Here is a 25,160-nt window from a genome sequence, read left to right on the forward strand (position 1 = left end):
GATTCCGAGACGCTGAATTCAGCAGTAAGCCGCTACATTCTCGAAACAAATCATGAACGGACACTATATGTTCGATACATGTTCCGCAACTGCTTAATTTACCGTGAACGCGACAAAGTTCGCGGAACGCACGCGAACGAAGCGCTTAGACGGGCAACCGCAAGACCTCGCAAGGCGTGCCGGCTTCGGCCTTCGACGCGAATGGCGCGCGCACGAGAAGTGCCTGTGCCGCAGCGAGATTCGCAAGCAGCGAGGAATCCTGGTGATTGACCGGAAGGGCGACGAGCGTGCCGTCGTCGCGCAGCTCGAGGCGTGCGCGCAGGTAATCCTCGCGCTGGTCGTTGGCGCCGACATCGCGGCCGAGCACCGCGCGTTCGCGGCGGTGATGAATCATCGAACGGCCCGAAAGCGCGCGAATCAATGGCACCATGAACAGGAAGCCGCAAACGTAGGATGACACGGGATTGCCGGGCAGGCCGATCACACGCATCGCCCCGAGCCGCCCGTTCATCATCGGCTTACCGGGCCGCATCGCGATCTTCCAGAACGCCATCGAGATACCTTCGTCCCTCAGCGCCTGCTGGACCAGATCGTGGTCGCCGACAGAGGCGCCGCCGGTCGTGATCAGGATGTCCGCGCCGCTCTCCCGCGCGCGGCCGATGCCGGCCGTGGTGGCCTCCAGCGTATCGGCGGCAACGCCGAGGTCGATGGTATCGGCGCCCTCGCTGCGGGCGAGCGCGTGCAGGGCGTAGCCGTTGGAATAGACGATCTGGCCGGGACCGGGCGTGGTGCCCGGTATCACCAACTCGTCGCCGGTCGCGAGGATCGCGACCTTCGGGCGTCGTCGGACTGGCAGTTGCGGGTAATTCATGCCGGCGGCGAGCGCGAGGTCGCGCTCGGTGAGCCGGGCCCCCTTGCGCAGCAGCACGTCGCCTTCCGAGAAGTCGACGCCGGCGGGGCGGATGTGCCGCCCCGTTACGGCGGCTTCCTTGATGGTGATGCGCTTGCCGTCCGTGATCGTGTCCTCCTGGATCACGACCGCATCAGCGCCATCGGGAACGACACCGCCGGTGAAGATACGCACGGCCTCGCTGGCGCCGACCGATCCCGCAAACGGGCGGCCCGCCGCGACCTCGCCGATCAGGGTGAGCTGGGAGTCGATCTTGGCCGCATCGACCGCGCGCACCGCATAGCCGTCCATTGCCGACATCGCTTGCGGCGGCTGCGTGCGCCGCGCGGCGACGTCGCGCGCGAGCACACGGTGGAAGGCCGCGTCGAGCGCGATCATCTCTTCAGGCAGCGGCTCTGCGCCCGCCAGCACCGCGGCGAGCGCGTCGGAAACCGGCATCAGGGCCACGGGTGAAAACTCCTGCTGGGCCCGTTCGGGCAAATCGGCGGCGAGAGTTCTAGCCGAGTGCAGGCGCAGAGGCAAAACAGTGGCCGCGCAGGATGATTTATCCTGCGTCATCCGCTCTGCGATGAAGGGTGAGCATCACGTCCGCCGCGGCATGATCCAGAAGGCGAGACAGACCGGTACGAGGATGGCCATGGCGAGGACGAGAAGGACGAGAGCCACGGCCAGCATCGGTCAGCCCCCCGGCGGCTTGTACGGACTGACGTCCGGCGCTGCGGGGCCCTGATCCTTGTCAGGCAGCGGGTCGGCCTGGGATTTCAGGTCGGCGGCCTTGCTGATCAGCTTGGCGGAAAGCTCAGAATCCGAGGTGGTCCTGGCGAATTTCATCAGCAGAGAGGCCTGCTTGGTGAGGTAGGTTTTGCCCAACACGACGATAAGCCCGATGTAGAATTCCCAACGGACTCATGAGTCCTGAGAGGGGCAATCGTTCCTGGAGCTCTGTATAAAAATGTACAAAGGGTTTTGGTTCCTCGCCCCCGGGGCAAAATAGTTCCATTCGCGGCCCGTCGGCTTGCCGGCCAGAGATCAGATGCCGAGCGCCTTGAGGGCGTTCCCGACGTCGCGGGGCGAGGTCACGTGGACCGTGGTCAGGCCGCGCGACCGCGCTCCTTCGATGTTCGCGGCAAGATCGTCGAAGAACACGATACGGTTCGCCGGCACGCCGATCGCGGCCACGACATGGTCGAAGGCCTCCACATCCGGTTTGCGCAGGCCGATGCTGGACGACAGATACAGCTCGCGGAAATGGCCGAGCAGGCCAGCATATTCCTTCGAGAAGTGGTCCACATGCGGCCGGTTGGTGTTGGAGAACGCGTAGAGCGGCAACTGCTTTGCCGCACGCGGCAGCAGCTCAGCGATATCGGGCATCTCGCCGGCGAAGATTGCGTTCCAGCCCTCCAGGAACTGCGCGTCCGAGATGCCGATCCCGAGCGCGACACGCAGCGAGTCAAAATAGGCCTCGTCGCTGATCTTGCCGACCTCGTGCAGCCGGTAGGCTTCGCTGTCCCGCACATAGCGCGCGACGATGGCTTCCGGCTTGCAGCCGGCATGTCCCGCCCAGCAGGCGATCGCCTTGGAGAAATCGATGTCGAGCACGACGCGCCCGAGATCGAACAGCAGCGCGTCCGCGCTGCCGGGAGAGAGCGAGCTCATTGCATCCTTTCACTCAATATCGATAGGGGTCGTGGTCGAACAGCGGGAACGCGCTAAACACGCTCGGCGCATTCGTTGCGGTCGCCTGGTGCAGGCAGGACTTGTCGACCTCGGCGAACGAGGTAGCGCCCAAAAGGCCGAGGCAGCGCAGCACCTCGTCCTCGAGCAGCTCCAGCATGCGCCTCACGCCGGCCTCGCCGGCTGCGGCCAATGCCCAGCATTGCAGCCGGCCGATGCCGACCATGTCCGCGCCCGCCGCGATCGCCTTGACGATGTCGGTGCCGCGGCAGAAGCCGCCGTCGACCATGATCTTGGCGCGTCCCTTCACGGCCTCGACGATCTCGGGCAGCACATGCATGGCACCGCGGCCGTGATCGAGCTGGCGGCCGCCATGGTTGGAGACGTAGATCCACTCCACGCCGTGATCGACCGCGATCCGGGCGTCCTCGGCGGTGGCGATGCCCTTCAGGATGAGCGGGATCTTGAACTTGTCCTTGATCATCTTCACGGTCCGCCACTCCAGGCCCTTCTGGTAATCGCCGCCGGTGGCGCGCAGGCGGCTCTCGCGAACATAGCGCTTGGCAATGTCACGTTCGCGACGGCTGTAATGGGCGGTGTCAACAGTCAGGCAGAAGGCAGCGTAGGCGTTCTTCTCGCTCCGGCTGACGACATCGGCCACGAAGTCGTCATCACCGCGCACATAGAGTTGATAGAGCCGCAGCGCATCAGGGGCGGCCTCGGCGGTCTTCTCCAGGCCGGGCTCGGACACCGAGCTCAGCATGTGCGCCGCGCCGAAGGTGCCGCAGGCGCGGGCGACGCTCGCCGCGCCATCCGGATCGAAGATCTCCAGTGCGCCGACAGGGGCCAGCACCACCGGCAGCCGCATCCGGCGCCCGAACAGCTCGACCGAGCCGTCGACCTCGCGGACGTCGCGCAGCACGCGCGGCCGGAAGGCGATCTCGTCCAGCGCCATGCGGTTGCGGCGCATCGTGGTCTCGGTCTCGGCGGCGCCGACGATATAGTCCCAGGCGTTCTGGTTGAGGTTGGCGCGCGCCTTGCGGATGAATTCGTGCAGGTTCTGGAATGGCTCGGCGCTGGCGCCGAGTTCGACGTTCCTTTCCGGCCGGATGCGGGGCGCGTCGTTCATTGTTGTCCTCCCGAGAATTTGAAGCGTTATTGTCATCGCCTATCGTGTCCGGCCCTCCAAAACCATCCTAAAATCGCATAGCTGCGAGGCGTGGGCCGGTCGGGCCGATTCCCGCCTTGCGCGAAACGGTTTCGGAACGTTGCCAAAAGTTTAGGCCCGGGCGAAGGGATTTTTACGATGTACCCGCCGGCGTGGCGTCCCGGCCTTGAAGAAACCAGAATGGTATTGTGAACAGCGGGCTGGATCGCCATTTGCATGGCGCCTCACAAGCCCAAAGCAAAGCTCCAGCAAGAAGGCCAGCCTATCCATGCGGAAAAACCTGCTGTTCCCCCTGGGCGCGCTCACGGGAGCGTGTCTAACCCTTCTGGTCGCCAGCCCGCACGGTGGAGTATGGGCGGCACGGGCGGCAGCGAGCGCGGATGATGCCTATTCCCGGCTCAATCTGTTCGGCGAAGTGTTCGAGCGGGTGAAGGCGAGCTATGTCGAGAAGCCCGACAATTCCAAGCTGATCGAGGGTGCGATCACCGGCATGGTGACCTCGCTCGATCCGCATTCACGCTACATGAACGACAAGGCCTGGACCGAGATGCAGGAGACCACCTCCGGCGAGTTCGGCGGGCTCGGCATCGAGGTCACGATGGAGGACGGCCTGGTCAAGGTCGTCTCGCCGATCGACGACACGCCGGCGTCCAAGGCCGGGATCATGTCCGGCGACCTCATCAGCAAGATCGACGGCGATGCCGTGCAGGGCATGACGCTCGAGCAGGCCGTCAACAAGATGAAGGGGCCGGTCGATACCCAGACCAAGCTCACCATCGTGCGCAAGGGCGCCGACGCCCCGCTCGACGTCGCGATCAAGCGCGAGATCATCCATGTGCGTCCGGTGCGCTTCCACGTCGAGAACGGCGACATCGGCTATATCCGCGTCACCTCGTTCAACGAGCAGACCACCGACGGCCTGAAGAAGGCGATCGCGTCGATCTCCAAGGAGGTCCCGCCGGAGAAGCTGGTCGGCTACGTGATGGACCTGCGTAACAATCCGGGCGGCTTGCTCGACCAGGCCGTCTCGGTGTCGAGCGCCTTCCTTCAGCGCGGCGAGGTCGTCTCGACCCGCGGCCGCAATCCCGAAGAGACCCAGCGCTTCACCGCCCATGGCGGCGACCTCACCAAGGGCAAGCCGCTGGTGATTCTGGTCAATGGCGGCTCGGCTTCGGCCTCGGAGATCGTCGCAGGCGCGCTGCATGACCACAAGCGTGCCACGATCATCGGCACGCGCTCGTTCGGCAAGGGCTCGGTGCAGACCATCATTCCGCTCGGCGCCGGCAATGGCGCGCTGGCGCTGACCACGGCGCGCTACTACACGCCGTCGGGCCGCTCGATTCAGGCCCAGGGCATCGCGCCCGACATCGAGATCCTCCAGGATGTGCCGCCCGAGCTGAAGGGCCGCATGGACACCATGGCGGAGTCCCAGATGCGCGGCCATCTGCAGGCCGCCGACGGCACCGAGCAGACCGGATCGCAGTCCTACGTCCCGCCGGAAGAGAAGGACGACAAGGCCCTGCATGCGGCCTACGACTTCCTGCACGGCGTGACCGCGAATGCGGTCGCCGCCAAGCCTGCGCCGAAGGCGGCGGTACCGAACTAAGCCTTACGACGTTCAGATATCGCCCGGGAGCGGATGACCGCTCCCGGGCGAATTCGTGCGGTGACGCTTCTAGTTGTTGGGAAGACCGCCCTAGCTTGCCTCGCGGCGCCGGCTTTCCTCGCCGCCTCGCTGGGCGAGGCGGCTGCGATGCAGCGCGAACAGCTCCAGCACCTTGTCGGCCGGTTTTGCGGCACTGAACAGATAGCCCTGCATCTCGGAGCAGCCGAGCGCACGGAGCAGGCGCTGCTGCTCCTCGGTCTCGACGCCCTCGGCCGTGGTGGTCATGCGGCGGGCGGCAGCCAGGTTGACGACGGCCTGCACGATGCTGGCGGAGCCGTCGGGACCGGCGATGTCGCTGACAAAGCAGCGGTCGATCTTGATCTTGTCGAACGGGAAGCGGTGCAGATAGCTCAGCGAGGAGTAGCCGGTGCCGAAATCGTCGAGCGCGATCCGCACGCCGATGGCGCGGAGCTGATGCAGGATCGCAAGCGCGGTGTCGTCGTCGCGGATCAGCACGGCCTCGGTGATCTCGAGCTCGAGCCGGCTCGCCGGCAAATTGGAGGCGGCAAGGGCCGCCATGATCTTCAGCGCCAGCGTGCCGCTCTTGAACTGCACCGGCGAGACGTTGACGGCGAGGCGGATGTCGTCGGGCCAGTTGGCGGCATCGCGGCAGGCGGTGGCCAGCACCCATTCGCCGATCTCGTTGATCAGGCCGGTGTCTTCGGCGATCGGGATGAACTCGGCGGGCGAGACCATGCCACGCTCGGGATGGCGCCAGCGCACCAGCGCTTCGCAGCCGGTGATGCGGTCGTCCTTCAGGGCGAGGCAGGGCTGGTAGTAGACCTCGAGCCCGCCTTCGAGCCCACCTTGGGCGATGGCGTGGCGCAGATCGATCTCGAGCTGCCGCCGCTCGCGGACCTTGGCGTCCATCTCCGGCTCGAAGAAGCGATAGGTGCGGCGTCCGGCGGCCTTGGCGGCATACATCGCCATGTCCGCGTTCTTCAGGATCTGGTCCAGCGCGGTGCCGTGTCGTGGCGCCAGCGCGATGCCGATACTGGCGTCCGTGGTGAGATGATGGCCCATGCAGTCGAACGGCGCGCGGATGGCCTGGAAGACCCGCGCGACGAGTTCGTTGACCTGCTCCAGCGACGTCACCGCGCTCTGAACGATGGCGAATTCGTCGCCGCCTAGCCGCGCCACGAAGTCCTGCGGACCCGCGCAGCGGCTGAGGCTCGTCGCGATCGATTTCAACAGCTCGTCGCCGACGAGATGGCCGAGCGCATCGTTGACGCCCTTGAACTCGTCGATGTCGATGTAATGCACCGCGATCTCTTCGCCACCGGCGATGGCGGCGAGCTCCGCGCGCAGATGCTCGTGGAACATGGTGCGGTTGGGCAGGTCGGTCAGTGCGTCGTAGTGGGCGAGGTGGGTGATGCGCTCCTCGATGCGCCGGCGCTCGGTGATGTCTTCGTGGGTCGCCACCCAGCCGCCGTCCGCGAGCGGCTCGTTGAGGATGTGGATCGAGCGCCCGTCGGAGGTGTCGACCACCATGGAGTTACGCACATTGATGTCGCGCAGCACACGGACGACATAGTCGCCGATATCGCCAGTGAACGAGCCGGTCGCCTTGCGGTGGGCGATGATGTCGTGGAAGCTGGAGCCGGGCTTCACCACCTCGGCTGACAGGCCGTACATCTCGATGTAGCGCTGGTTGCAGATCACCAGCCGCCGCTCGGCATCGAACAGCAGCAGGCCCTGTGTCATGTTGTTGACGGCGCGGTCGAGGCGCTGCTTCTCCAGCGTCAGCCGCTCGCGGGAGGCGCGGTGCTGCTCCAGCAGCTTGCGCACGATCGCGATCAGCACGCCCGCGATGGCGAGCGCGGAGGCGCCCGCAACCGACATCAGGATGCCGATCTGCTCGCGCCAGTCCGTCAGCGCCGCCGCGCGCGTCGTGGTGGCCATCATCAGGATCGGGAAGTGGGGCAGGGCACGCGAGGAGATCAGGCGGTCTTCTCCGTCGACGGGGCTCATGATGCGGCCGGCGAAGTGATCGACCCCGAAGATCCTCTGCTGCTCGAACGGGCCGGTCTTGAAATTCCTGCCCATCTGCTCGCTGGAATGGGGATAGCGAGCGAGCAGCGTGCCGTCGCGATGCAGCATCGAGATCGTGGCGCCTTCGCCGAGCACGACGGAGGCGAAGAACTTCTCGAAATTGGCCGGTTCGATGCCGCGTCCGACCACGCCCATGAACTCGCCGTTCGGTCCCACGATCTTGCGCACGATCAGGATGGTCCAGGCGCCGGAGACGCGGCTGTGCACCGGCTCGATCAGCACGTTCGGCGAGTAAGGATCGTATTTGAAAGTGCGAAAATAGGCGCGATCGGCGACGTTCACTTTGGGGGCCGGCCACGCCGTCGACGAGTTGATGAGATTGCCTTCGGCATCGATGATGTTGACGCCGCCCATGTAGGGCAGCGCCTCGATCTTCGAGCGCAGCATCCGGTGGACGTCCTGGCCGGAGAGGCGTTTGCGATAGTCCTCGGCGCTTGCGATGCCGGTTGCGCGGACGTGGTCGACGAAATCCTTCTGGATGACCGCGAAATCCTGCAACTGCTGATCGAAATGATGAGCGAGCAGAAGGACGGTGTTTTCCAACTCGCGCCCGCTGTTGCGCAGCGCGCGCTCTCGGAAATTCTGCGCCATCAGGACCGAGCCAATGGCGATGGCCGCGATCAGCAACGTGCCGCCCACCACCAGCCAGCGGATCGGTCCGCTGCGCACGAAGACCTGGTCAAAGAGGCGACTGCCGTATTTCGTCATCATGTCGATCGTTGCCGCGCACACGTCAGGATCGCTTCTTGATCCCGAGAACATCCGTTGGTTTACGGAAACGATATGGAGGCGAAGTTAGGAAGCGCGGTTAATGCGACATGAACGGCCGCGCACAAAAGCAATCGATGCGCGCGACGCAAGACGTGCAGGAATTGCCGCAAGCTCTCGCGATGCCGGTCAATTCCTGCCGGTCGTGCCACGGTCAACCAAGGCTTAACCATCTAAGATGTTGGCGATCCTCGAGTCGGTATTGGCACGTGATTTGCGAACATGCCTGCCAGCGACACAGAGAGGACACGACGATGACAAACACCTTGAAGAACTTCCTCGCCGACGAGCGTGGTGCGACCGCGATCGAATACGGCCTGATTGCCGCCGGCATCGCGTTGGCCATCATTTCCGTCGTGAACGGCATGGGCTCCAAGCTCAACGCCAAATTCGGGTCGATCAGCTCTTCGCTGCGCTGATCGCGTGGGCTCCGCTGCGCGCCAATATCGCCGCCACGATCAGCGCCGCGACGACGTTCGCCGCGGCGCTGATCAGGATCGGCAAGGTATAGCTGTGGTTGACGTCGTAGGCGAAGCCGGCCGCACTCGGGCCAACCAGCGTGCCGAACGCCACGCTGGTGTAGAGAATACCGATGATTCCGCTGACGTTGCGTCCGCCAAAATAGTCCATGACCACAGCGGGCAGCACCGCGACCCAGCCGCCGTAGAACACGCCGTAGACGAAGGCAAAAGCGGCGAGGGTCCAGACATCGGCGGCGATGGCCCAGATCGCCATCGCGAACGCCATTCCGACCAGGACCATGATGAGCGAGCGATCGCGGCCCATCCGGTCGGCAAGCGCGCCGAGAAAGAAGCGGCCTGCGGTGCTGCCGGCCCCGATCACGCCGAGCAGCAGCACTGCAGAGGACGCCGCGACCCCGTGGTCGCGCGCGTATGGCACGAGATGGACGAACGGAACGAAGGCGCCGAACGAGCAGACCAGACACGATGCGTAGAGGGCGATGAACCGCGTCGACCGGACGGCCTCGCGCACCGAAGCGCCGCCGGCATTGCTTGCGCCCGCGGCCTCGCGAGGCGGATCGCCGTCGGGTCCGAGGCCGCGGTGCTTCGGATCGTTCTCGATCAGCAGCGACGCTCCGCCGCCCAGCACCAGCGCGATCGCGCCCAGCACTAGATAGGCGCCGCGCCAGCCCACCGATGCGATCAGCAATGAGGCGAGCGGCGGCATCGCCAGCGTACCGAGCCCGATGCCGCTCACCGCGAGCCCGGAGGCAAAGCCGCGGCGCTTGATGAACCAGCGTTGCACCGCGCCGATCGCGGGAACATAGGCGCAGCCAAGGCCGAGGCCGACGCCCAGCCCGTAGGCGAGATAGACCTCGACAAGGGAACGTGCCGCGCTCGCCGCCGCAAGTCCGACCGCGATCAGGATCATGCCGGCTATGGCCAGCGGACGCGAGCCGAGCCGGTCGGCGAGCGGACCGCTGACGAGTCCGAGCGCGAAGTACAGAAAGCCCGCAATCGAAAACACGAGCGAGATTGAACCGCGCGAGGCGCCGAAATCGCGCTGGAGTGGCTCCAGAAATGCGCTGAACGTGTAGGCGGAGCCGAAGCCGACAAACATGACGGCAAATGCCGCCGCGACGACGAACCAGCCATGGAAAATGCCTCGCTGAGTGAGCGTGGATTGAATGGTCAATGCTGCCTCCGCGAGGTGAGGGAAGGATGGCGACGGTGCCAGGACGTGGCACGCTGGAACGCCGCGCCGGCGCGCACGAGCATGGCCTCGCCGAGATGAGCGGCGACGAGCTGGAACGCGATCGGCAGTCCGTCTGCCGATGCACCACCCGGTAGCGTGATCGTGGGATGACCGGTCATGTCGAACGGGCAGGTGTAGCGCTGCAGCTTTGCGATCAGATCCGGCTGCTCGCCGAGCGTCCGGATCATGGCGAGCGTCACCGGCGGGAACGGGTGTACCGGGATCAGCAGTAGATCAATGGTCTCGAACAGCGCGGTGACGCGGCCGCGCAGCGCCAGCCGCCGCAGCAGGATCTTCTGATAATCGAGGGCGGAGAGCGCGCGACCGGCCTCGATCAGCGAGGCGAGCATCGGGCCGTACTCGTTCTTGCGGGCAGGATAGGTCGCCTCGTGCGCGACCGCAGCCTCCACCGCACAATTCGGTGTCCAGTCGGCAATCGCCTGCATGACGTCGGGAAATCTGACATCGACGATGCCGGCGCCGAGCGCACGGAACGCATCGATGGCGTCCGCCAGCACGTGTTGTGTCGTAACGTCCACGTCGTCGCTGTTCCAGGCGGCATCGACGCCGATGCGCAAGCTTCGCACGTCCTGTGCGGCCGCGGCCAGATAGTCGGGCACCGGATTGAACACCGAGGTGGGGTCGTTGGGGTCGTGTCCGGCAATGACGCCGAGCAGCGCGCCCGCATCGGCCGCGCTGCGGCCGATCGGTCCGACATGGTCGAGCGTCGCGGCCAGCTCGAAGGCGCCGTGTCGGCTGACGCGACCCCAGCTCGGCTTCAATCCGGTCAGCCCGTTGGCGGCGCAGGGCCAGCGGATCGAACCGCCGGTGTCGGAGCCGAGCGAGCCGAAGCAAAGCCCGGCAGCGGTTGCGACCGCCGAGCCACTGGACGAAATGCCCGGCCAGTAACTCGCATTCCACGGATTCTTCGGCGGCGTCACCAATGGATGGTGATCGGAATAGGCGCCCTCGGTGAGTTGCAGCTTGCCGAGTATCACGGCGCCTGCGTCCTTGAGCCGGCGCACGACGGTTGCGTCTTCGTGGGGACGAAAGTCGCGATGAAGCATGGTGCCGGCCGCCGTCGGAATGCCCTTGGTCCAGAACAGGTCCTTGAGCGCAATCGGCACGCCATGCAGCGGCCCCCGATACCGGCCCTGTGCGATTTCGGCGTCCGCGGCTTTTGCCTCGGCGATGGACGTTTCTGCCATCACGTGAACGTAGCTGCCGAGATCCCGGTCCATGGCGTCGATACGGTCGAGTTGCGCGCGCGTCACGTCCAGCGCGGAGATGTCGCGCGCCTTGAGGCGTGCTGCGAGCGCGGTGAGTTCGAGATAGTGCAGGGCGTCGGCCATCGGCGCGGGTTCTCCGTTCTGGTGATCGCAATGCGTGCTCGATCCCGAAGGATTCGACACTAGTATAATAAGGATACAGGTGTCGCTTGCTGTCAACCAGTAAATCTGTTTTACTGGTGTTCCAATCTTTGGTGTCCCGATGTCGAAAGAGTCTCGCAAATTCCAGGTTCCCGACACGCTGGCGAACGTCTACGATTTCGCCAACACGCTCGATGTTCGCCACTTCATGCATTTCGGCGTGGAGCACCCGGAGAGCGATGAGCTCGGCGGGCCGAAGGAACTTGCGGACTGGATGCGGGAACGCGGCCTTGGCGCCGAGGGTGGGCGTGTCACGCCCGCGATGTTTGAGACTGCGCTACGACTGCGCGGCGCCTTGCGCGCCTATCTGCAATGTGAGCCTGCCGAGCGGCCCCGGAACAGGAGCGTTCTCGGCACGCTCAATGAGGCGCTCGCGCCGTTTCCGTTGCGGGTGGAGGCGCGCGCAGGCCGTGGCGCGATGCTGTCGGCAGCGCGCGAGGATGCGCTCGCAGGCCTCTCGGCCATCGCGATCGAGCTCCATGACGCAACGCTTGTGGGAACGCTGGACCGGCTGAAGATGTGTGCGTCGGAGGAATGCCGGCGGGTGTTCTTCGACCGCTCGAAACCATCGACGCGGCGGTGGTGCATGTCGACGCTGTGCGGCAACCGGATGAAGACGCGCGCCTATCGCGAGCGGCAGCGCGAGGCGAAATAGATCACGCGGCGTTCAGGCGCGGTAGTGGCCCGACTTGCCGCCGAGCTTCTCGACCAGATGGATGCCTTCGATGCGCACGCCGCGTTCGACCGCCTTGATCATGTCGTAGATGGTGAGGCAGGCGACCGACACGGCCGTGAGCGCCTCCATCTCGACGCCGGTCGGGCCCGTCACCTTCACGCTGGCGCGGACGAGGCAGCCCGGCAGCTTCGCGTCGGGCTCGATGTCGACCGTGACCTTCGACAGCGCGAGGGGATGACAGAGCGGGATCAGCTCCGAGGTGCGCTTGGCCGCCATGATGCCGGCGATGCGCGCGGTGCCGAGCACGTCGCCTTTCTTGGCGTTGCCGGAGACGATGAGATCAAGGGTCGCCTTGGTCATGACGACGTGGCCTTCGGCGACCGCGAGCCGCTCGGTCGCGGGCTTGTCCGACACGTCCACCATCCGCGCCTCGCCGGAGGCGCCGATATGGGTGAGGGCAGGGCCGGCTTTCGTCCTGGATTGCCTGGCCTTGGCGGGCTTGCGCGCCATGTCAGCGCGTACTCGTCGCGCGCGCAGTCTCACGCGCGAGCAGCGTGCGCGTGGCGGCGGTCACGTCGGCCTGCCGCATCAGGCTTTCGCCGACCAGGAAGGTCGACATGCCGACGCGCTCGAGCCGGGCGAGATCGGCGGGCGTGAAGATGCCGCTCTCGCCGACCATCAGCCGTTCCGCTGGGATCAGCGGCGCCAGCGTCTCGCTGGTTGCGAGCGTGGTCTCGAAGGTGCGCAAATTGCGGTTGTTGACGCCGATCATCGGCGAACGCAGCTTCAGCGCGCGGTCGAGCTCGGCGCGGTCGTGGATTTCGATCAGCACGTCCATGCCGTAGGCGAGGGCTGCGTCCTCGAGATCCTTGGCAGTGGCATCGTCGAGCGCGGCCATGATGATCAGGATGCAGTCGGCGCCATGCGCGCGCGCCTCAATCACCTGATAGGTGTCGAACATGAAATCCTTGCGCAGCACCGGGAGCGACGTCGCCGCGCGCGCCGCTACCATGAAGTCGAGATGGCCCTGGAACGAGGGCGTGTCGGTTAGCACCGACAGACAGGCCGCACCGCCGGCCTCATAGGCCTTGGCGAGCAGCGGCGGATCGAAATCGGCCCGGATCAGCCCCTTCGACGGCGAGGCTTTCTTGACCTCGGCAATCAGCGCGTAGTCGTCATTGGCGTGCTTGGCCTTGATCGCGCGCACGAAGCCGCGTGGGGCTCCTTGCGCCTTGGCTTTGGCCTCGACTTCCGAGAGCGGCTGCGCGCGCTTGGCGGCTGCGATCTCCTCGCGCTTGTAGGCTTCGATCTTGGTCAGGATGTCCGACATGTCAGGCTCAACCGTTCGAGACCGCGATCAGATGCTTCAGCCGCGCGCTCGCGGCGCCGCTGTCGAGCGACTTCGCACCGATCGCAACGCCTTCCTTGAGATCCTTGGCGCGGCCGGCCACGACCAACGCTGCGGCGGCGTTGATCAGCGCGACATCGCGGTAGGGGCTCGGCTTGCCGTCGAGCACGCTCTGCAAGGCGATCGCATTGGCGTCGGCGTCGCCGCCCCTGAGCGCAACGGGATCGCAGCGCGGCAGCCCCGCTTCTTCCGGCGTCACCTCGAAATTCCTGATCTCGCCATTATGGAGCGCGGAGACGAAGGTCGGGCCGGTGAGGGTGATCTCGTCGAGGCCGTCGGAGCCATGCACCACCCAGGCGGATTCCGAGCCGAGGTTTTTCAGCACCTGCGCCAGCGGCTGCACCCATTGCCGCGAGAACACGCCGACCATCTGGCGCTTGACGCCGGCCGGGTTCGACAAGGGGCCGAGCAGATTGAAGATCGTGCGTGTCGCAAGCTCGACCCGGGTCGGGCCGACGTTCTTCATCGCCGGATGGTGGGCAGGGGCGAACATGAAGCCGATGCCGCATTCGCGCACACAGCGGCCGACCTGCTCGGGCCTGAGGTCGATCTTCACGCCGAGCGACGCCAGCACGTCGGCGGCGCCCGAGCGCGACGACAGCGCACGGTTGCCGTGCTTGGCCACCGGCAGGCCGGTGCCCGAGACGATGAAGGACGCGCAGGTCGAGACGTTGACCGAGCCGGAGCCGTCACCGCCGGTGCCGACGATGTCGACGGCGTCCGCGGGCGCGTCGACCGTGAGCATCTTGGAGCGCATCGCCGAGACCGCGCCGGTGATTTCGTCCACGGTCTCGCCGCGCACCCGCAACGCCATCAGGAGGCCACCCATCTGCGAGGGTGTGGCCTCGCCGGACATCATGGCGTCGAAGGCGGAAGCCGCTTCGTCACGCGACAGGCTGGCGCCGGTCGCCACTTTTCCAATGATCGATTTCAGGTCGTCCATCGCGTGCTTTCAACTCACTGGTTCGCGCCGGTCACCTGCGCGAAGGCGGCCTGATTAATGGTGGTCCCGATGTCGGTTTCAAGCTTGTTGACGTAGGAGGCGACCTGCTCGTCGGTCAACGCGCGGTCGAGGCTGTCCTTCAGCTTCTTCATCGCGTCGGACGCAGCGTCGACCGCGGGTTCGACGATGTCGGTGACGCGGAAGACGATCACCTCGCTGCCGCCGCTCACGGCGGTCTGTCCGACCCCGTCCTTGGCGGTGCGGAAGGCGGCCGCAACGACGCTGGCGGGCACGCCGGCGGGCGAGTCGTCGCGCTTGAAGCCAGAGGCGGTCTCGACCTTGGCGTTGATCGCGGCGGCCTCGTCAGCGAGCTTGCCGCCCTGTTCGAGCTTCTGCACCATCTCGGTCGCCTTGGTCTTCAGCTTGGCGGCGATCTGGTCCTGGCGCCAGCGCGCCTCGACCTGGTCGCGCACCTCGTCGAGATTGCGGTCGCGCGAGGGCGTGATGGCGAGCACGTCGTACCAGACATAGCCGCCCTTGAACGAGATCGCGTCGTTGTCGACGCCGACATCGGTGTTGAAGGCCTGCGACACCACGTCGAGGCCCTGCGGGATGCTGGTGACGGGCTGGCCGTTCGGGGCACGGCCGGAGCGGTCGACGGCGTCGATGGTCACGGCGGTGAGGCCGAGCTTCTGCGCCGCGTCGATCACGCTGGCACCGCCGCCGCGCTCGTCTTCCATCTTGTCGCGGAGATCGTTGACCTTGACGCGGGCGCGCTCGGTGGCGATCTCGCGCTTGATGTCGCCGACAAGGCTGGCGTAGTTCGCTTCACTGCCCGGTTCGATCTTGTCGACCTTGACGATGGACGTGCCGAGACGGCCCTGGATCGGCTGGCTGATCTCGCCTGCGGGAAGCGCGAAGGCGGCATCGCCGACCGCGGGGTCGAGTGACGATTTGGTCACGAGCCCGAGGTCGACATCGGAGCTGCTCAGCCCGCGCTCCTTGCCGAGGTCCTCGAACGACATTCCGCCGGCGAGGCGCTCGCGTGCGGCCTGCGCCTCGGCGACGTTGGGGAATACGATCTGATGGATCTGGCGCTTCTCCGGCGTGCCGAGCCGGTCCTTGCGCTGGTCGAACACCTTCTTGGCGTCCTCGTCGGAGACCTCGCTCCATTTGCCGATCTCTTCCGGCGAGACCACGACGAAGGAAATCTTGCGATATTCGGGCGCGCGGAACTGGACCTTGTGATCCTCGAAATAGGCGGCGAGGGCTTCGGGCGAGGGAGCGTCGATGGTGCCGGCCTGCGCGGCGTCGAGCCTGACGAATTCGATCGCGCGCTGCTCGTTCTGGAAGCGCGTCAGCACGTCGATCATGGCCTTCGGCGGTTCGAGGCCGGCGCCGATCGTGCCGGTGATCTGCCGGCGCAGCGACACCTTGCGCTGCTCGGAGACGTAGCGCTGCTCGGTATAGCCGAAATTGCGGATCACGGCCTGGAAGCGGTTCGGATCGAAGGCGCCGCCGACGCCCTTGAAGTTGGGGTCGTTCATGATGACCTGGCGGATCTGCTCGTCGGACTGGCCGAGCCCGAGCCGGCGGGCTTCTTCGTCGAGGGCGGCTTCCGCGATCGTCTGCTGGAGCACCTGGCGGTCGAGGCCGAAGGCACGCGCCTGGTCAGGCGTCAGCGGCCGGCCGAACTGGCGGCTGATCTGTTGCAAGCGGTCGGTATAGGTCTGCCGGAACTCGTTCAACGAAATCTCGGTGCTGCCGACCTTGGCCACCGTGGACTGCCCGAAGCCCTTGAAGATGTCGGCGATGCCCCAAACGCCGAAACTGATGATCAACACGCCCATCACCACGGCCATAATGGACTTGCCGAGCCAGTTTGATGAGGCCTTGCGCATTCCTCGAAGCATTTGGTCCAACTTGTTTGGCAGGAGGGGAACGGGAGCGCGTCTTAATGCAGATTCCGCAAAAGCGCGTCACCAAATTGATCAATCATCATAAAGTGGCGGCTTTCCCCCCGCAACCTCGGGCCACGCGGTCCCTCGACGCTGCGGTTAAAAGCCTTAGCTCTCTGGAACTGCCGCGACAGCTCTGCTAGCGCATGCACAAACCTCATTTTGCTGGAAATTGACATGACCGACGCCATCCGACCGCTGATCGCCGGCAATTGGAAAATGAACGGCCTCAAGGGCTCGGCTGCCGAATTCGACGCCATGCTCAAAGGCGCGGCAGAGGTGGCCGCCAAGGCCGACCTGCTGGTCTGCCCGCCCGCGACCCTGATCGCGGCCTTCGCCGACAAGGCGCGCGGCAGCAAGGTCGCGGTGGGGGCGCAGGATTGCCACCCCAAGGCCTCCGGCGCCCATACCGGCGATATCGCAGCCGAAATGCTGGCCGATGCCGGTGCGACCGCCATCATCGTCGGCCATTCCGAGCGTCGCGCCGACCACGGCGAGGGCGATGCCCTGATCCGGCAGAAGGCCGAGGCCGCCTGGCGCGCCGGCATCACTGCGATCGTCTGCATCGGTGAGACGCAGGGCCAGCGCGATGCCGGCCAGACCCTCGACATCCTGCGCGGCCAGCTCGACGGCTCGCTGCCGGACGGCTCGACCGCCGCCAACCTGGTCGTGGCCTATGAGCCGGTCTGGGCGATCGGCACCGGCCTGACCCCGACGGCCCAGGATGTCGAGCAGATTCATGGCTTTATCCGGGAACTCCTGACCTCCCGGTTCAGGGCGGACGGGGCCAGGATGCGGATCCTCTATGGCGGCTCGGTCAAGCCGTCGAACGCGGCCGAGCTGATGTTCGTGAAAAACGTCAACGGCGCGCTAGTCGGCGGCGCCAGCCTGAAGGCGGCCGATTTCCTTGCGATTGCGAAGGGCTGCCCCTAGCTAATCCCAAAGCGCGGCCGTGGCCGATCGGGGGGTGGCAATGCCTCTTCTGATCGTGTAACACCGCGCAACTTCAGGAAAACCCGCGAAGCGCGATCGGCCGCCGTCTCGGCGCTGTCGGCTTGTGACGGAAGGACACTATGCAGACTGTTGTCATCGTCATTCACCTCATGATCGTCGCCGTCATGATCGGCGCCGTCCTGCTCCAGAAGTCGGAAGGCGGCGGCCTCGGCATGGGCGGAGGCGCAGGCTTCATGTCGAGCCGCGGCACCGCGAACCTTTTGACGCGGACCACCGCGATCCTGGCTGGGGGCTTCTTCCTGACCAGCCTGTTCCTGTCCTGGCATGCCGGCTACAACCGGGCGCCTTCGTCGATCATCGGCGCGCCGGCGTCCCAGACCCAGCCGGCCGGAGGCGCCCCGATCGCGCCGCCGACCTCGGGCGGCATCCTGGATTCGCTGAAGAAGGCCGACGAACAGCAGCAGAACCAGGCGCCAGCCGGCCCGCAGGTGCCGCGCTCGCAATAAAGCAGGGGGGCCATGCAGGGCGGCTTCTACCGTCCTGCATCAAAAATCCCCATCAAGGCTCTGTCACCACTCTTAGTTTTGGCTCACCCACAGGCCCGCAAATTATTTGGGGCGGAATACGAATCGCTTTGGCGAATCGAATTCGAGGGATTAGAGGTTAAGTCCCATGGCGCGGTACATATTCATCACCGGCGGCGTGGTCTCTTCGCTCGGCAAGGGTCTGGCTTCAGCGGCACTCGGTGCCCTGTTGCAAGCCCGGGGCTACAAGGTCCGCCTCCGCAAGCTCGACCCCTATCTCAACCTCGATCCCGGAACGATGTCGCCGTATCAGCACGGCGAAGTGTTCGTGACCGATGACGGCGCGGAGACCGATCTCGATCTCGGTCACTACGAGCGCTTCACCGGCCGGCCTGCGACCAAGCAGGACAACATCACCACCGGGCGCATCTACCAGGACATCATCTCCAAGGAGCGCCGCGGCGATTATCTCGGTGCGACCATCCAGGTGGTTCCGCACGTCACCAACGCCATCAAGGAATTCGTCCTCTCCGGCAATGACGATTACGACTTCGTGCTGGTCGAGATCGGCGGCACCGTCGGCGACATCGAGGGCCTGCCTTTCTTCGAGGCGATTCGTCAGCTCAAGAACGAGCTGCCGCGCGATCATGCCGTCTACATCCATCTGACGCTGCTGCCTTACATCCCGAGCGCGGGCGAGCTGAAGACCAAGCCGACGCAGCACTCGGTGAAGGAGCTGCGCTCGATCGGCATCCAGCCGGACATCCTGCTCTGTCGTACCGACCGCGAGATCCCGAAGGAAGAGCGGCGCAAGCTGGGGCTGTTCTGCAACGTGCGCGAAAGCGCCGTGATCGAGGCGCGCGACGTCGATAACATCTACGCCGTGCCCGAGGCCTATCACAATGCGGGCCTGGACGACGAAGTGCTTGCCGCCTTCGGCATCGGCTCGCGGATTCCGCCGGAGCTGCGAAGCTGGCAGCAGATCAACGAGCGCGTCCGCAATCCCGAAGGCAACGTCACCATCGCCATCGTCGGCAAATATACCGGCATGAAGGATGCGTATAAGTCGTTGATCGAGGCGCTCTCGCATGGCGGCATCGCCAACAAGGTGAAGGTCAATCTCGACTGGATCGAGAGCGAGATCTTCGAGAAGGAAGATCCCGCGCCGTTCCTCGAACACGTCAACGGCATTCTGGTGCCGGGCGGCTTCGGCCAGCGCGGTGCCGAGGGCAAGATCCGTGCGGCGCAGTTCGCGCGTGAGCGCGACGTGCCGTATTTCGGCATCTGCTTCGGCATGCAGATGGCGGTGATCGAAGCCGCACGAAACCTCGTCGGCATCGAGGACGCCAACTCCACCGAGTTCGGCCCGACCAAGGAGCCGCTGGTCGGCCTGATGACCGAATGGCTGCGCGGCAACGAGCTCGAGAAGCGCTCCAAGGCCGGCGATCTCGGCGGCACGATGCGTCTCGGCGCCTATCCCGCGGCGCTCAACCGCGGCAGCCGCGTCTCGCAGGTCTATGGCGGCGCGACCGAGATTTCCGAGCGCCACCGCCACCGATACGAGGTCAACACCGCCTACAAGGACCGCCTCGAGCAGCACGGGCTGAAATTCTCCGGCCTCTCGCCCGACGGCGTGCTGCCGGAGATCGTCGAGTACGAGGATCATCCCTGGTTCATCGGCGTTCAGTTCCACCCCGAACTGAAGTCGCGGCCCTTCGAGCCTCATCCTCTCTTCGCCTCGTTCATTCAGGCGGCGATGGTGCAGTCGCGTCTGGTGTGATGCCTCAGGGCGCGGCGGTGTAGTCGCGCACGAGGTGCATCGGCGCCGCGACCGGCATTGAGGCATCAGGCGCAAGCGTTTCCGTGACGATCTTCATCTGCGGCCGTCGCGTCAGCTTGTAGACGGCGGCCGGCGGCACGTTCAGCAAGGCGCGATCCACCAGCTTTGCCCGCAAGCCCAGCCGGTCGAGCACCGGCCGCGGCACCGGGCAGCTCATCCCGTAGGTGAACTGATAGAACGCGCCTCCCGGGCGGACGTAACGGAACGCACCGCCGATGATGGAGACGACCTTGCGCGTCGACATATTGAGCAGCGGCAGGCCGCTGACCACGGCGCCGACCGGCGCGCCGTCATAGAGCCGCTCCGTCGTGAGCCGTCCCGCATCCATCCACAACACGCGCGCGCCGGGAAAACGGATTTGCAGGAGCTTGGTGAAGTCCGAGCCGTATTCGATCAGCGTGAGGTCCTGCTGGCGCACGCCGCGTTTCAGGAGCTTGTAGGTGAAAGCGCCGGTGCCGGGGCCGAGCTCGAGGATCGGGCCGGTCGTTGCGGTGATCTCGCGGGTGATGAGATCGGCTAGGGCAGCGCCCGAAGGCGCGATCGCGCCGACCCGCCGCGGGGCCGACATCCAGGACAGGAAGAATGAGAGGAAATCGTTGGGCATGCGCACTCCGGCATTTCGATTGCGCCTCGCAAATCAGAGGTGAGGCGGTCGAAGAGTCGCCTGAGCGCATTGCGACAGCATTGCGCTTGAGACGCAGAGACGAATTGAATCAGCTCTGTTGCAGGGGCGGCAGCGTCATCCTGAAGCACGCACCGCCGTTCGGTCCGTCCAGGACCGAAACGTGACCGCCATGCAGGAGCATGATCTCGTGCACCATGTTGAGGCCGAGGCCGGCGCCGCGATCGAGCGGCGTGAGCCGGTAGAACGGCTCGAAGATCAGCTCGCGCTGATCGGCCGGAATGCCCGCGCCCTCGTCGGTGACCTCGATGCTGGCGGGACGGCTGACGCGAATGACGATCGTGCCGCGGCGAGGGCCGTGCTGGATGGCATTCTGCACGAGGTTGGTCAGCGCGCGTTCGAGCGCGGCCGCGTCGCCGAGCACGTCGATCCGCGCCGCCGGTGCGTCGAAGGACAGCTCATAGCCAGCCGCAATCGCCAGCGGTGCGAGGTCGGCGGCAACGCCTTGCGCGACGGAGACCAGATCGACCGCCACGAATGGATGCCCGCAACGGTCGAGCCGCTGGATATCCAGCAATTGCTCGGCAAGGGTCGCGAGCCGCGCCGCATCCTCGATCAGGCGGGTCTTGTCCGGTCCCGACGGCAATGACTCCAGCCGCGTGTTCAGGATCGCGATCGGCGTACGCAGCTCGTGCGCGGCGTCGGCAACGAAGCGCTTGTGGCGGGCGTAACCCTGATCGAGCCGCGCGAGAGCGTCATTGACCGCGGCCACGAGCGGCACCACCTCGAGCGGAATCTGCTCCACCGACAGCCGCGCGCCGCGCTGATGGATATCGATCCGCCGGGCCTGGTCTGCGGTCGCGTCCAATCCTCTGAAAGCGCGCTGCACGACCATCGGCGTCGCGATGAACGTCGCGGTCCCCATCAACAGCAGGCCGGGGAGCGCGACGCCCAGCAACACGAGCGACGTCGTGAACACCGCCTTGGCGCCGCTGAGCTTCCCCTGCGTCGCCGTGATGACCTGCACGTTGCCGACGGCCGTGTCGATGCGTTTCAACCGCGCCGCCGGCTTGCGTGGATCGTCCTCGAAGAGCTGCCAGCCGAGCCGCGCCTGACTGATCTGGTCGAGGGCGCCGCCGATTCCGGCGAATTCAGCCGGCACGGGGCCTTCACTGAGCGAATGCCCCTGTCTGTCGCGAACCAGCAACCAGAGGTCGGGGGCCTCCTCGCGCAACGCTTTCAGCTCAGCCGTCGGCCGCAGCGTCAGGCCGCCGGCTGCGTCGCGCGCGAGCGCGCTCTGCACGACGTCGATCACGCGGTCTTCGTCCCGTTGGACCAGCACGAAGCCCGTAGCGCACAGTGCGCCGATGATGACGACGACCAAAGCGACGAACAGCGCGGCCTGGAGCGAAAGCAGGCGCCAGCTCAGCCGAGAGCGCAGGCAATATGGGTCGGAGTGCCTGCTCACGGCAGTTTCTTCAGCAGATAGCCGACGCCGCGGATGCCGTGGATCTCCACGTGCGCGTCGGCTTCGGCGAGCTTGCGGCGCAGCCGCGAGACATGCGTATCGAGTGCGTTCGACTGGATCTCGTCGTCGAAACTGTAGACCGCTTCCTCCAGCGCCGATCGCAGCACGGTCCGGCCCATGCGGCGGACCAGGGCTTCCAGCACAAGGAGCTCCCGCCGCGGCAGTTCGAGCGGAGCCCCGTCGACGCTCGCCTCGCGATGGCCGAAGTCGAAGGCGAGGCGGCCGGCGCGAATGATGTCGGGCTGAAGCCCGGCGGGCCGGCGCAACACCGCGCGCAGGCGCGCCAGCAATTCCTCCACCGCGAATGGTTTTGCCAGATAATCATCCGCCCCGCTGTCGAGCCCGGCGACGCGATCGGCGAGCTCGCCGCGTGCCGTCAACACGATGATCGGCACACCGTCGGCGCGCGCTCTCAGTTTCGGAATCAGGGCAAGACCGTCGCCGTCGGGCAGCTGGCGATCGAGCAGCACGGCGGCGTGCACGTCGGCGGAAATGGCCTCTTCGGCCTCGGCAAGCGTTGGCACGTGATCAACGATCATGTCGTACCGCTTGAGCGCCGAGGCCAGCGCCCCGGCCATCTCCGCTTCATCCTCGACGAGCAAAATCCGCATGATCCGCACCTGAGCCTCAACCGAGGCGTTGTAGCGGCAGTATCATTGCGGCAGCATTACGGGAACCGGGTGCGATCGGGGCTGGCAAGCCATGCGCCAGACGCCGCTGGCGGTATCGGGCAGCGCCGAAGACACCGTCACGGCCAGCCGTTATAACCCCCGACGTCATCAGGGAGGAACAAGAATGATCTATGAAATGCGCATCTACCGTTGCGTGCCCGGCCGCCTGCCGGCGCTCTTGAAGCGGTTCGAGACGGTAACGTTGAAGCTCTGGGAGAAGCACGGCATCAAGCAGGCCGGCTTCTTCACCACGCTGATCGGCGAATCCAACCAGGAGCTGACCTATTTCCTGGCGTGGGATTCGCTCGCCGACCGCGAAGCGAAGTGGGGCAAGTTCATGACCGACCCGGACTGGATGAAGGCGCGTGCCGAGAGCGAAGCGGACGGCCAGATCGTCGGCAACATCGTCAGCCAGCTCCTGACGCCGACCGCCTTCTCGGCGGTGAAGTAAGGGGCCGCCGGCGCAAGGGCCTCGCACGGAACCCCGGCGCAACCCTGATATTCGGGTGGCCCGGGGCGAATGGGGTTGATCCGACCCTGATGGCGGCTATGGTCGCGCCGAAACGAGGGACATTGGCCTTGAGCTCTTCGAATTCAGCGGCGCCGGTCGTCACCATTGGCACAGTCAGGTTCGGCAACGATCTGCCGATCTCGGTCATTGCCGGGCCGTGCCAGCTCGAAAGCCGCCAGCATGCGCTGGAGGTGGCCTCCGCGCTGAAGGAGATCGCCGCGCGGCTGAAGATCGGGCTCGTCTACAAGACCTCGTTCGACAAGGCCAACCGCACCAGCGCGTCGGCAGCGCGCGGTCTCGGGCTCGCACAGTCGCTGCCGATCTTCGCCGAGATCCGCGCCTCCCTCGGCTTGCCGGTCCTGACCGACGTGCATGACGCCGCGCAGTGCGTCGAGGTGGCGCAAGCCGTGGACATCCTCCAGATCCCGGCCTTCCTGTGCCGGCAGACCGATCTGCTGCTGGCGGCTGCCGCGACGGGCAAGGTCGTCAACGTCAAGAAGGGGCAATTCCTCGCGCCCTGGGATATGGCCAATGTCGTGACCAAGATCACGACCGCGAACAATCCCAACGTGCTCGTCACCGAGCGCGGCGCCTCGTTCGGCTACAACACGCTGGTCTCCGACATGCGCGCGCTGCCGATCCTGGCGCGCACCACCGGTGCGCCCGTGATCTTCGACGCCACCCATTCGGTGCAGCAGCCGGGCGGGAAGGGGACGTCCTCGGGCGGCGAGCGTGAGTTCGTGCCGGTGCTGGCGCGCGCAGCCGTCGCGGTCGGCGTTGCCGGCGTCTTCATCGAGACCCATCCCGACCCTGATCGCGCGCCCTCGGACGGGCCCAACATGGTGCCGCTGCGCGAGTTCGAAGGGCTGATCCGCACGCTGATGGCATTTGACGCGGTGACGAAAAGCACAACGCGCTGATGTCCCCGCCTGCGACCGGGCCGTCGTCCGACCAGAAGTTTCCGCCCGCGATCAATATCATCGCGCTCGCGAGCTTCTCGGCGGCGTTGTCCACGCGCGCGCTCGATCCCGTCCTGCCGCATGTCGCGGAAGATTTTTCGATCAGTATCACGACGGCCGCCAGCATCGCGGCCGGCTACGCCTTGATCTACGCGCTGGTTCAGCCGGTGATCGGAGCGGCCGCCGATCTGTTCGGCAAGGCGCGGTTGATGACGCTGTGCCTGGCGCTGCTTGGCGTCTCCTGCATTCTTGGCGCGGTCGCGACCACCTTCTCGGGCCTGTTCGCGAGCCGCATCCTCGCCGGTATCGCCTCCGGTGGCGTGTTTCCGGTCGCCCTCGGCCTGACCGCCGACCTCGTTGCACCCGCCAAGCGGCAGGTCGCGATCGGCCGCACGCTTGCAGGTTCGATGACCGGCAATCTGCTCGGCGCGACCGCCTCCGGCATCATCGGTGAACTCATCGGCTGGCGCGGTGTGCTCATGATGCTCGGCGCGCTCGGCCTGATCGCGGCCGTTGCGGTGGCCGCGGGCTTTCGCGGTGCCGCGCTGACGGCGCCGCCGAAGACCGATCTGAAGGCCTTGCGGCAGGGCTACCGGACCATCTTCGCCAACCCCAACACGCGCTACTGCTACTCGGCGGTCTTCGTCGAGGGCTGCTGCGTATTCGGCCTGTTTCCGTTCATCGCCGCGCTGCTGTTCGATCTCGGCGAGAAGTCGCCGTCGATCGCGGGCATCGTGATCGCGGGCTTTGCGATCGGCGGACTGTTCTACACTTTCACGGTCTCACGCTTCCTGCCGTGGCTCGGCGTCAGGGGCATGATGATTGCGGGTGCAGGCCTCGTCGGACTGCAGCTCGGCGTGCTCGCCTTCGGTCCCGGATGGAAGCTGCAATTCGCCAGCATGCTGGCGATGGGCTGGGGCTTCTACATGATCCACGGCTGCCTGCAGGTGTTTGCCAGCGAGCTGTCGATCGGGGCGCGGGCAACGGCGATGTCGCTGCATTCGTTCTTTTTCTTCATGGGGCAGACCGTTGGCCCGATCGCCTATGGGCTTGGCCTCCAGCACGGTGGCAAGGTCTCGACCCTGCTCACGAGCGCCGCGATCATGGTGGTCCTTGGTCTCGTCTGCGCCCGGCTGCTCAAGCAGCGGGCACCCTCGGACGCACGGGTCTGAGGGGAGTATC

23 protein-coding genes are annotated in these 25,160 nt (G+C 65.8%); 9 read left to right on the forward strand and 14 right to left on the reverse strand.

All coding sequences use genetic code 11. The features are described 5' to 3' along the window. Positions 1-145: 145 nt before the first annotated feature. From ABIB95_RS34255 to ABIB95_RS34270, 4 genes are all read right to left on the reverse strand, one after another. Positions 146-1,357, reverse strand: a complete 1,212-nt coding sequence (locus ABIB95_RS34255; RefSeq protein ID WP_354246085.1) for a molybdopterin molybdotransferase MoeA — start codon at positions 1,355-1,357, stop codon at positions 146-148. A 231-nt stretch (positions 1,358-1,588) separates the two neighbouring features. Next, positions 1,589-1,783: a hypothetical protein gene (locus ABIB95_RS34260; RefSeq protein ID WP_354246088.1), complete on the reverse strand. Its 195-nt coding sequence runs from the start codon at positions 1,781-1,783 to the stop codon at positions 1,589-1,591. Positions 1,784-1,939: 156 nt separating this feature from the next. Beyond that, on the reverse strand, positions 1,940-2,566 hold the full coding sequence (locus ABIB95_RS34265; RefSeq protein WP_354246090.1) for an HAD family hydrolase: 627 nt from the start codon (positions 2,564-2,566) through the stop codon (positions 1,940-1,942). A gap of 13 nt (positions 2,567-2,579) precedes the next feature. Then, the gene (locus tag ABIB95_RS34270) at positions 2,580-3,713 is read right to left on the reverse strand and encodes an alpha-hydroxy acid oxidase (protein WP_071913496.1); all 1,134 of its coding nucleotides are present in this window, start codon (positions 3,711-3,713) and stop codon (positions 2,580-2,582) included. 307 nt (positions 3,714-4,020) lie between these two features. On the opposite strand from ABIB95_RS34270, the gene ABIB95_RS34275 reads away from it, so the two are divergent. Next, entirely contained in the window at positions 4,021-5,358 is a 1,338-nt protein-coding gene (locus tag ABIB95_RS34275; RefSeq protein ID WP_028149630.1) for a S41 family peptidase, read from the forward strand. Between the two features lie 90 nt (positions 5,359-5,448). Here the strand turns inward: ABIB95_RS34275 and ABIB95_RS34280 are convergent, their stop codons facing one another. Further along, positions 5,449-8,181, reverse strand: a complete 2,733-nt coding sequence (locus tag ABIB95_RS34280) for a bifunctional diguanylate cyclase/phosphodiesterase (protein ID WP_354246309.1) — start codon at positions 8,179-8,181, stop codon at positions 5,449-5,451. A gap of 311 nt (positions 8,182-8,492) precedes the next feature. Between ABIB95_RS34280 and ABIB95_RS34285 the strand changes: the two genes are divergently transcribed. Beyond that, on the forward strand, positions 8,493-8,657 hold the full coding sequence (locus ABIB95_RS34285; RefSeq protein ID WP_028149628.1) for a Flp family type IVb pilin: 165 nt from the start codon (positions 8,493-8,495) through the stop codon (positions 8,655-8,657). On the opposite strand, the gene ABIB95_RS34290 is transcribed toward ABIB95_RS34285, so the two are convergent. Continuing rightward, entirely contained in the window at positions 8,638-9,894 is a 1,257-nt protein-coding gene (locus tag ABIB95_RS34290) for an MFS transporter (protein ID WP_354246093.1), read from the reverse strand. The two genes, ABIB95_RS34285 and ABIB95_RS34290, sit on opposite strands and share 20 nt — an antisense overlap. After that, entirely contained in the window at positions 9,891-11,306 is a 1,416-nt protein-coding gene (locus ABIB95_RS34295; RefSeq protein ID WP_354246095.1) for an amidase, read from the reverse strand. The genes ABIB95_RS34290 and ABIB95_RS34295 overlap by 4 nt, the downstream gene beginning before the upstream one ends. Before the next feature lie 139 nt (positions 11,307-11,445). On the opposite strand from ABIB95_RS34295, the gene ABIB95_RS34300 reads away from it, so the two are divergent. After that, entirely contained in the window at positions 11,446-12,039 is a 594-nt protein-coding gene (locus tag ABIB95_RS34300; protein ID WP_063983054.1) for a CGNR zinc finger domain-containing protein, read from the forward strand. A gap of 12 nt (positions 12,040-12,051) precedes the next feature. Here ABIB95_RS34300 and moaC read toward each other — a convergent pair whose 3' ends face one another. Genes moaC through ABIB95_RS34320 form a run of 4 tightly spaced genes read right to left on the reverse strand, consistent with a single transcriptional unit; the run spans position 12,052 to position 16,324 of the window. Beyond that, positions 12,052-12,570, reverse strand: coding sequence for a cyclic pyranopterin monophosphate synthase MoaC (gene moaC / locus ABIB95_RS34305; RefSeq protein ID WP_354246098.1), 519 nt, complete (start codon positions 12,568-12,570; stop codon positions 12,052-12,054). A gap of 1 nt (position 12,571) precedes the next feature. Continuing rightward, positions 12,572-13,390, reverse strand: a complete 819-nt coding sequence (gene trpC / locus ABIB95_RS34310; protein ID WP_354246100.1) for an indole-3-glycerol phosphate synthase TrpC — start codon at positions 13,388-13,390, stop codon at positions 12,572-12,574. 7 nt (positions 13,391-13,397) lie between these two features. Next, complete coding sequence (gene trpD, locus ABIB95_RS34315) at positions 13,398-14,411, reverse strand: anthranilate phosphoribosyltransferase (RefSeq protein WP_354246102.1); 1,014 nt, start codon at positions 14,409-14,411, stop codon at positions 13,398-13,400. Between the two features lie 14 nt (positions 14,412-14,425). Beyond that, positions 14,426-16,324, reverse strand: coding sequence for a SurA N-terminal domain-containing protein (locus ABIB95_RS34320; RefSeq protein ID WP_354246105.1), 1,899 nt, complete (start codon positions 16,322-16,324; stop codon positions 14,426-14,428). A gap of 222 nt (positions 16,325-16,546) precedes the next feature. Here ABIB95_RS34320 and tpiA point away from each other — a divergent pair, with 222 nt between their 5' ends. The 3 genes from tpiA (at position 16,547) to pyrG (ending at position 19,627) form a co-directional block, all read left to right on the forward strand. Further along, on the forward strand, positions 16,547-17,302 hold the full coding sequence (gene tpiA / locus ABIB95_RS34325; protein WP_354246107.1) for a triose-phosphate isomerase: 756 nt from the start codon (positions 16,547-16,549) through the stop codon (positions 17,300-17,302). A gap of 140 nt (positions 17,303-17,442) precedes the next feature. Then, the gene (gene secG, locus ABIB95_RS34330; protein ID WP_063983061.1) at positions 17,443-17,829 is read left to right on the forward strand and encodes a preprotein translocase subunit SecG; all 387 of its coding nucleotides are present in this window, start codon (positions 17,443-17,445) and stop codon (positions 17,827-17,829) included. Between the two features lie 166 nt (positions 17,830-17,995). Continuing rightward, positions 17,996-19,627, forward strand: coding sequence for a CTP synthase (pyrG, locus tag ABIB95_RS34335; RefSeq protein WP_014494987.1), 1,632 nt, complete (start codon positions 17,996-17,998; stop codon positions 19,625-19,627). Positions 19,628-19,631: 4 nt separating this feature from the next. Here the strand turns inward: pyrG and ABIB95_RS34340 are convergent, their stop codons facing one another. The 3 genes from ABIB95_RS34340 to ABIB95_RS34350 form a co-directional block, all read right to left on the reverse strand. Then, positions 19,632-20,291 (reverse strand): class I SAM-dependent methyltransferase, encoded by a 660-nt coding sequence (locus ABIB95_RS34340; protein WP_354246110.1) that lies wholly within the window; start codon positions 20,289-20,291, stop codon positions 19,632-19,634. Between the two features lie 109 nt (positions 20,292-20,400). Further along, a complete protein-coding gene (locus ABIB95_RS34345; RefSeq protein ID WP_354246113.1) occupies positions 20,401-21,777 on the reverse strand; it encodes a sensor histidine kinase in 1,377 nt (458 codons plus the stop codon). Continuing rightward, on the reverse strand, positions 21,774-22,448 hold the full coding sequence (locus ABIB95_RS34350) for a response regulator transcription factor (RefSeq protein ID WP_028156062.1): 675 nt from the start codon (positions 22,446-22,448) through the stop codon (positions 21,774-21,776). Before ABIB95_RS34350 ends, ABIB95_RS34345 begins: the two co-directional genes overlap by 4 nt. 184 nt (positions 22,449-22,632) lie before the next feature. On the opposite strand from ABIB95_RS34350, the gene ABIB95_RS34355 reads away from it, so the two are divergent. The 3 genes from ABIB95_RS34355 to ABIB95_RS34365 all read left to right on the forward strand — a co-directional run bounded on the left by ABIB95_RS34355 (position 22,633) and on the right by ABIB95_RS34365 (position 25,150). Next, complete coding sequence (locus ABIB95_RS34355) at positions 22,633-22,959, forward strand: NIPSNAP family protein (protein WP_063983065.1); 327 nt, start codon at positions 22,633-22,635, stop codon at positions 22,957-22,959. Positions 22,960-23,087: 128 nt separating this feature from the next. Continuing rightward, positions 23,088-23,939, forward strand: coding sequence for a 3-deoxy-8-phosphooctulonate synthase (gene kdsA, locus ABIB95_RS34360; protein WP_354246117.1), 852 nt, complete (start codon positions 23,088-23,090; stop codon positions 23,937-23,939). Next, positions 23,939-25,150, forward strand: a complete 1,212-nt coding sequence (locus ABIB95_RS34365) for an MFS transporter (protein ID WP_208087060.1) — start codon at positions 23,939-23,941, stop codon at positions 25,148-25,150. Before kdsA ends, ABIB95_RS34365 begins: the two co-directional genes overlap by 1 nt. The last annotated feature ends 10 nt before the right edge of the window (positions 25,151-25,160 follow it).

Origin of the sequence: Bradyrhizobium sp. LA2.1 (genome assembly GCF_040547725.1) — a bacterium.
GTDB lineage: Bacteria > Pseudomonadota > Alphaproteobacteria > Rhizobiales > Xanthobacteraceae > Bradyrhizobium > Bradyrhizobium barranii.

Coding starts and splice junctions, on each gene's coding strand:
- ABIB95_RS34285 (WP_028149628.1), top strand. CDS start 8,493: ATGACAAACACCTTGAAGAACTTCCTCGCCGACGAGCGTGGTGCGACC.
- ABIB95_RS34300 (WP_063983054.1), top strand. CDS start 11,446: ATGTCGAAAGAGTCTCGCAAATTCCAGGTTCCCGACACGCTGGCGAAC.
- ABIB95_RS34270 (WP_071913496.1), bottom strand. CDS start 3,713: ATGAACGACGCGCCCCGCATCCGGCCGGAAAGGAACGTCGAACTCGGC.
- ABIB95_RS34275 (WP_028149630.1), top strand. CDS start 4,021: ATGCGGAAAAACCTGCTGTTCCCCCTGGGCGCGCTCACGGGAGCGTGT.
- ABIB95_RS34320 (WP_354246105.1), bottom strand. CDS start 16,324: ATGCTTCGAGGAATGCGCAAGGCCTCATCAAACTGGCTCGGCAAGTCC.
- ABIB95_RS34265 (WP_354246090.1), bottom strand. CDS start 2,566: ATGAGCTCGCTCTCTCCCGGCAGCGCGGACGCGCTGCTGTTCGATCTC.
- ABIB95_RS34340 (WP_354246110.1), bottom strand. CDS start 20,291: ATGCCCAACGATTTCCTCTCATTCTTCCTGTCCTGGATGTCGGCCCCG.
- secG (WP_063983061.1), top strand. CDS start 17,443: ATGCAGACTGTTGTCATCGTCATTCACCTCATGATCGTCGCCGTCATG.
- ABIB95_RS34295 (WP_354246095.1), bottom strand. CDS start 11,306: ATGGCCGACGCCCTGCACTATCTCGAACTCACCGCGCTCGCAGCACGC.
- trpC (WP_354246100.1), bottom strand. CDS start 13,390: ATGTCGGACATCCTGACCAAGATCGAAGCCTACAAGCGCGAGGAGATC.
- trpD (WP_354246102.1), bottom strand. CDS start 14,411: ATGGACGACCTGAAATCGATCATTGGAAAAGTGGCGACCGGCGCCAGC.
- ABIB95_RS34365 (WP_208087060.1), top strand. CDS start 23,939: ATGTCCCCGCCTGCGACCGGGCCGTCGTCCGACCAGAAGTTTCCGCCC.
- ABIB95_RS34350 (WP_028156062.1), bottom strand. CDS start 22,448: ATGCGGATTTTGCTCGTCGAGGATGAAGCGGAGATGGCCGGGGCGCTG.
- tpiA (WP_354246107.1), top strand. CDS start 16,547: ATGACCGACGCCATCCGACCGCTGATCGCCGGCAATTGGAAAATGAAC.
- moaC (WP_354246098.1), bottom strand. CDS start 12,570: ATGGCGCGCAAGCCCGCCAAGGCCAGGCAATCCAGGACGAAAGCCGGC.
- pyrG (WP_014494987.1), top strand. CDS start 17,996: ATGGCGCGGTACATATTCATCACCGGCGGCGTGGTCTCTTCGCTCGGC.
- ABIB95_RS34280 (WP_354246309.1), bottom strand. CDS start 8,181: ATGATGACGAAATACGGCAGTCGCCTCTTTGACCAGGTCTTCGTGCGC.
- ABIB95_RS34355 (WP_063983065.1), top strand. CDS start 22,633: ATGATCTATGAAATGCGCATCTACCGTTGCGTGCCCGGCCGCCTGCCG.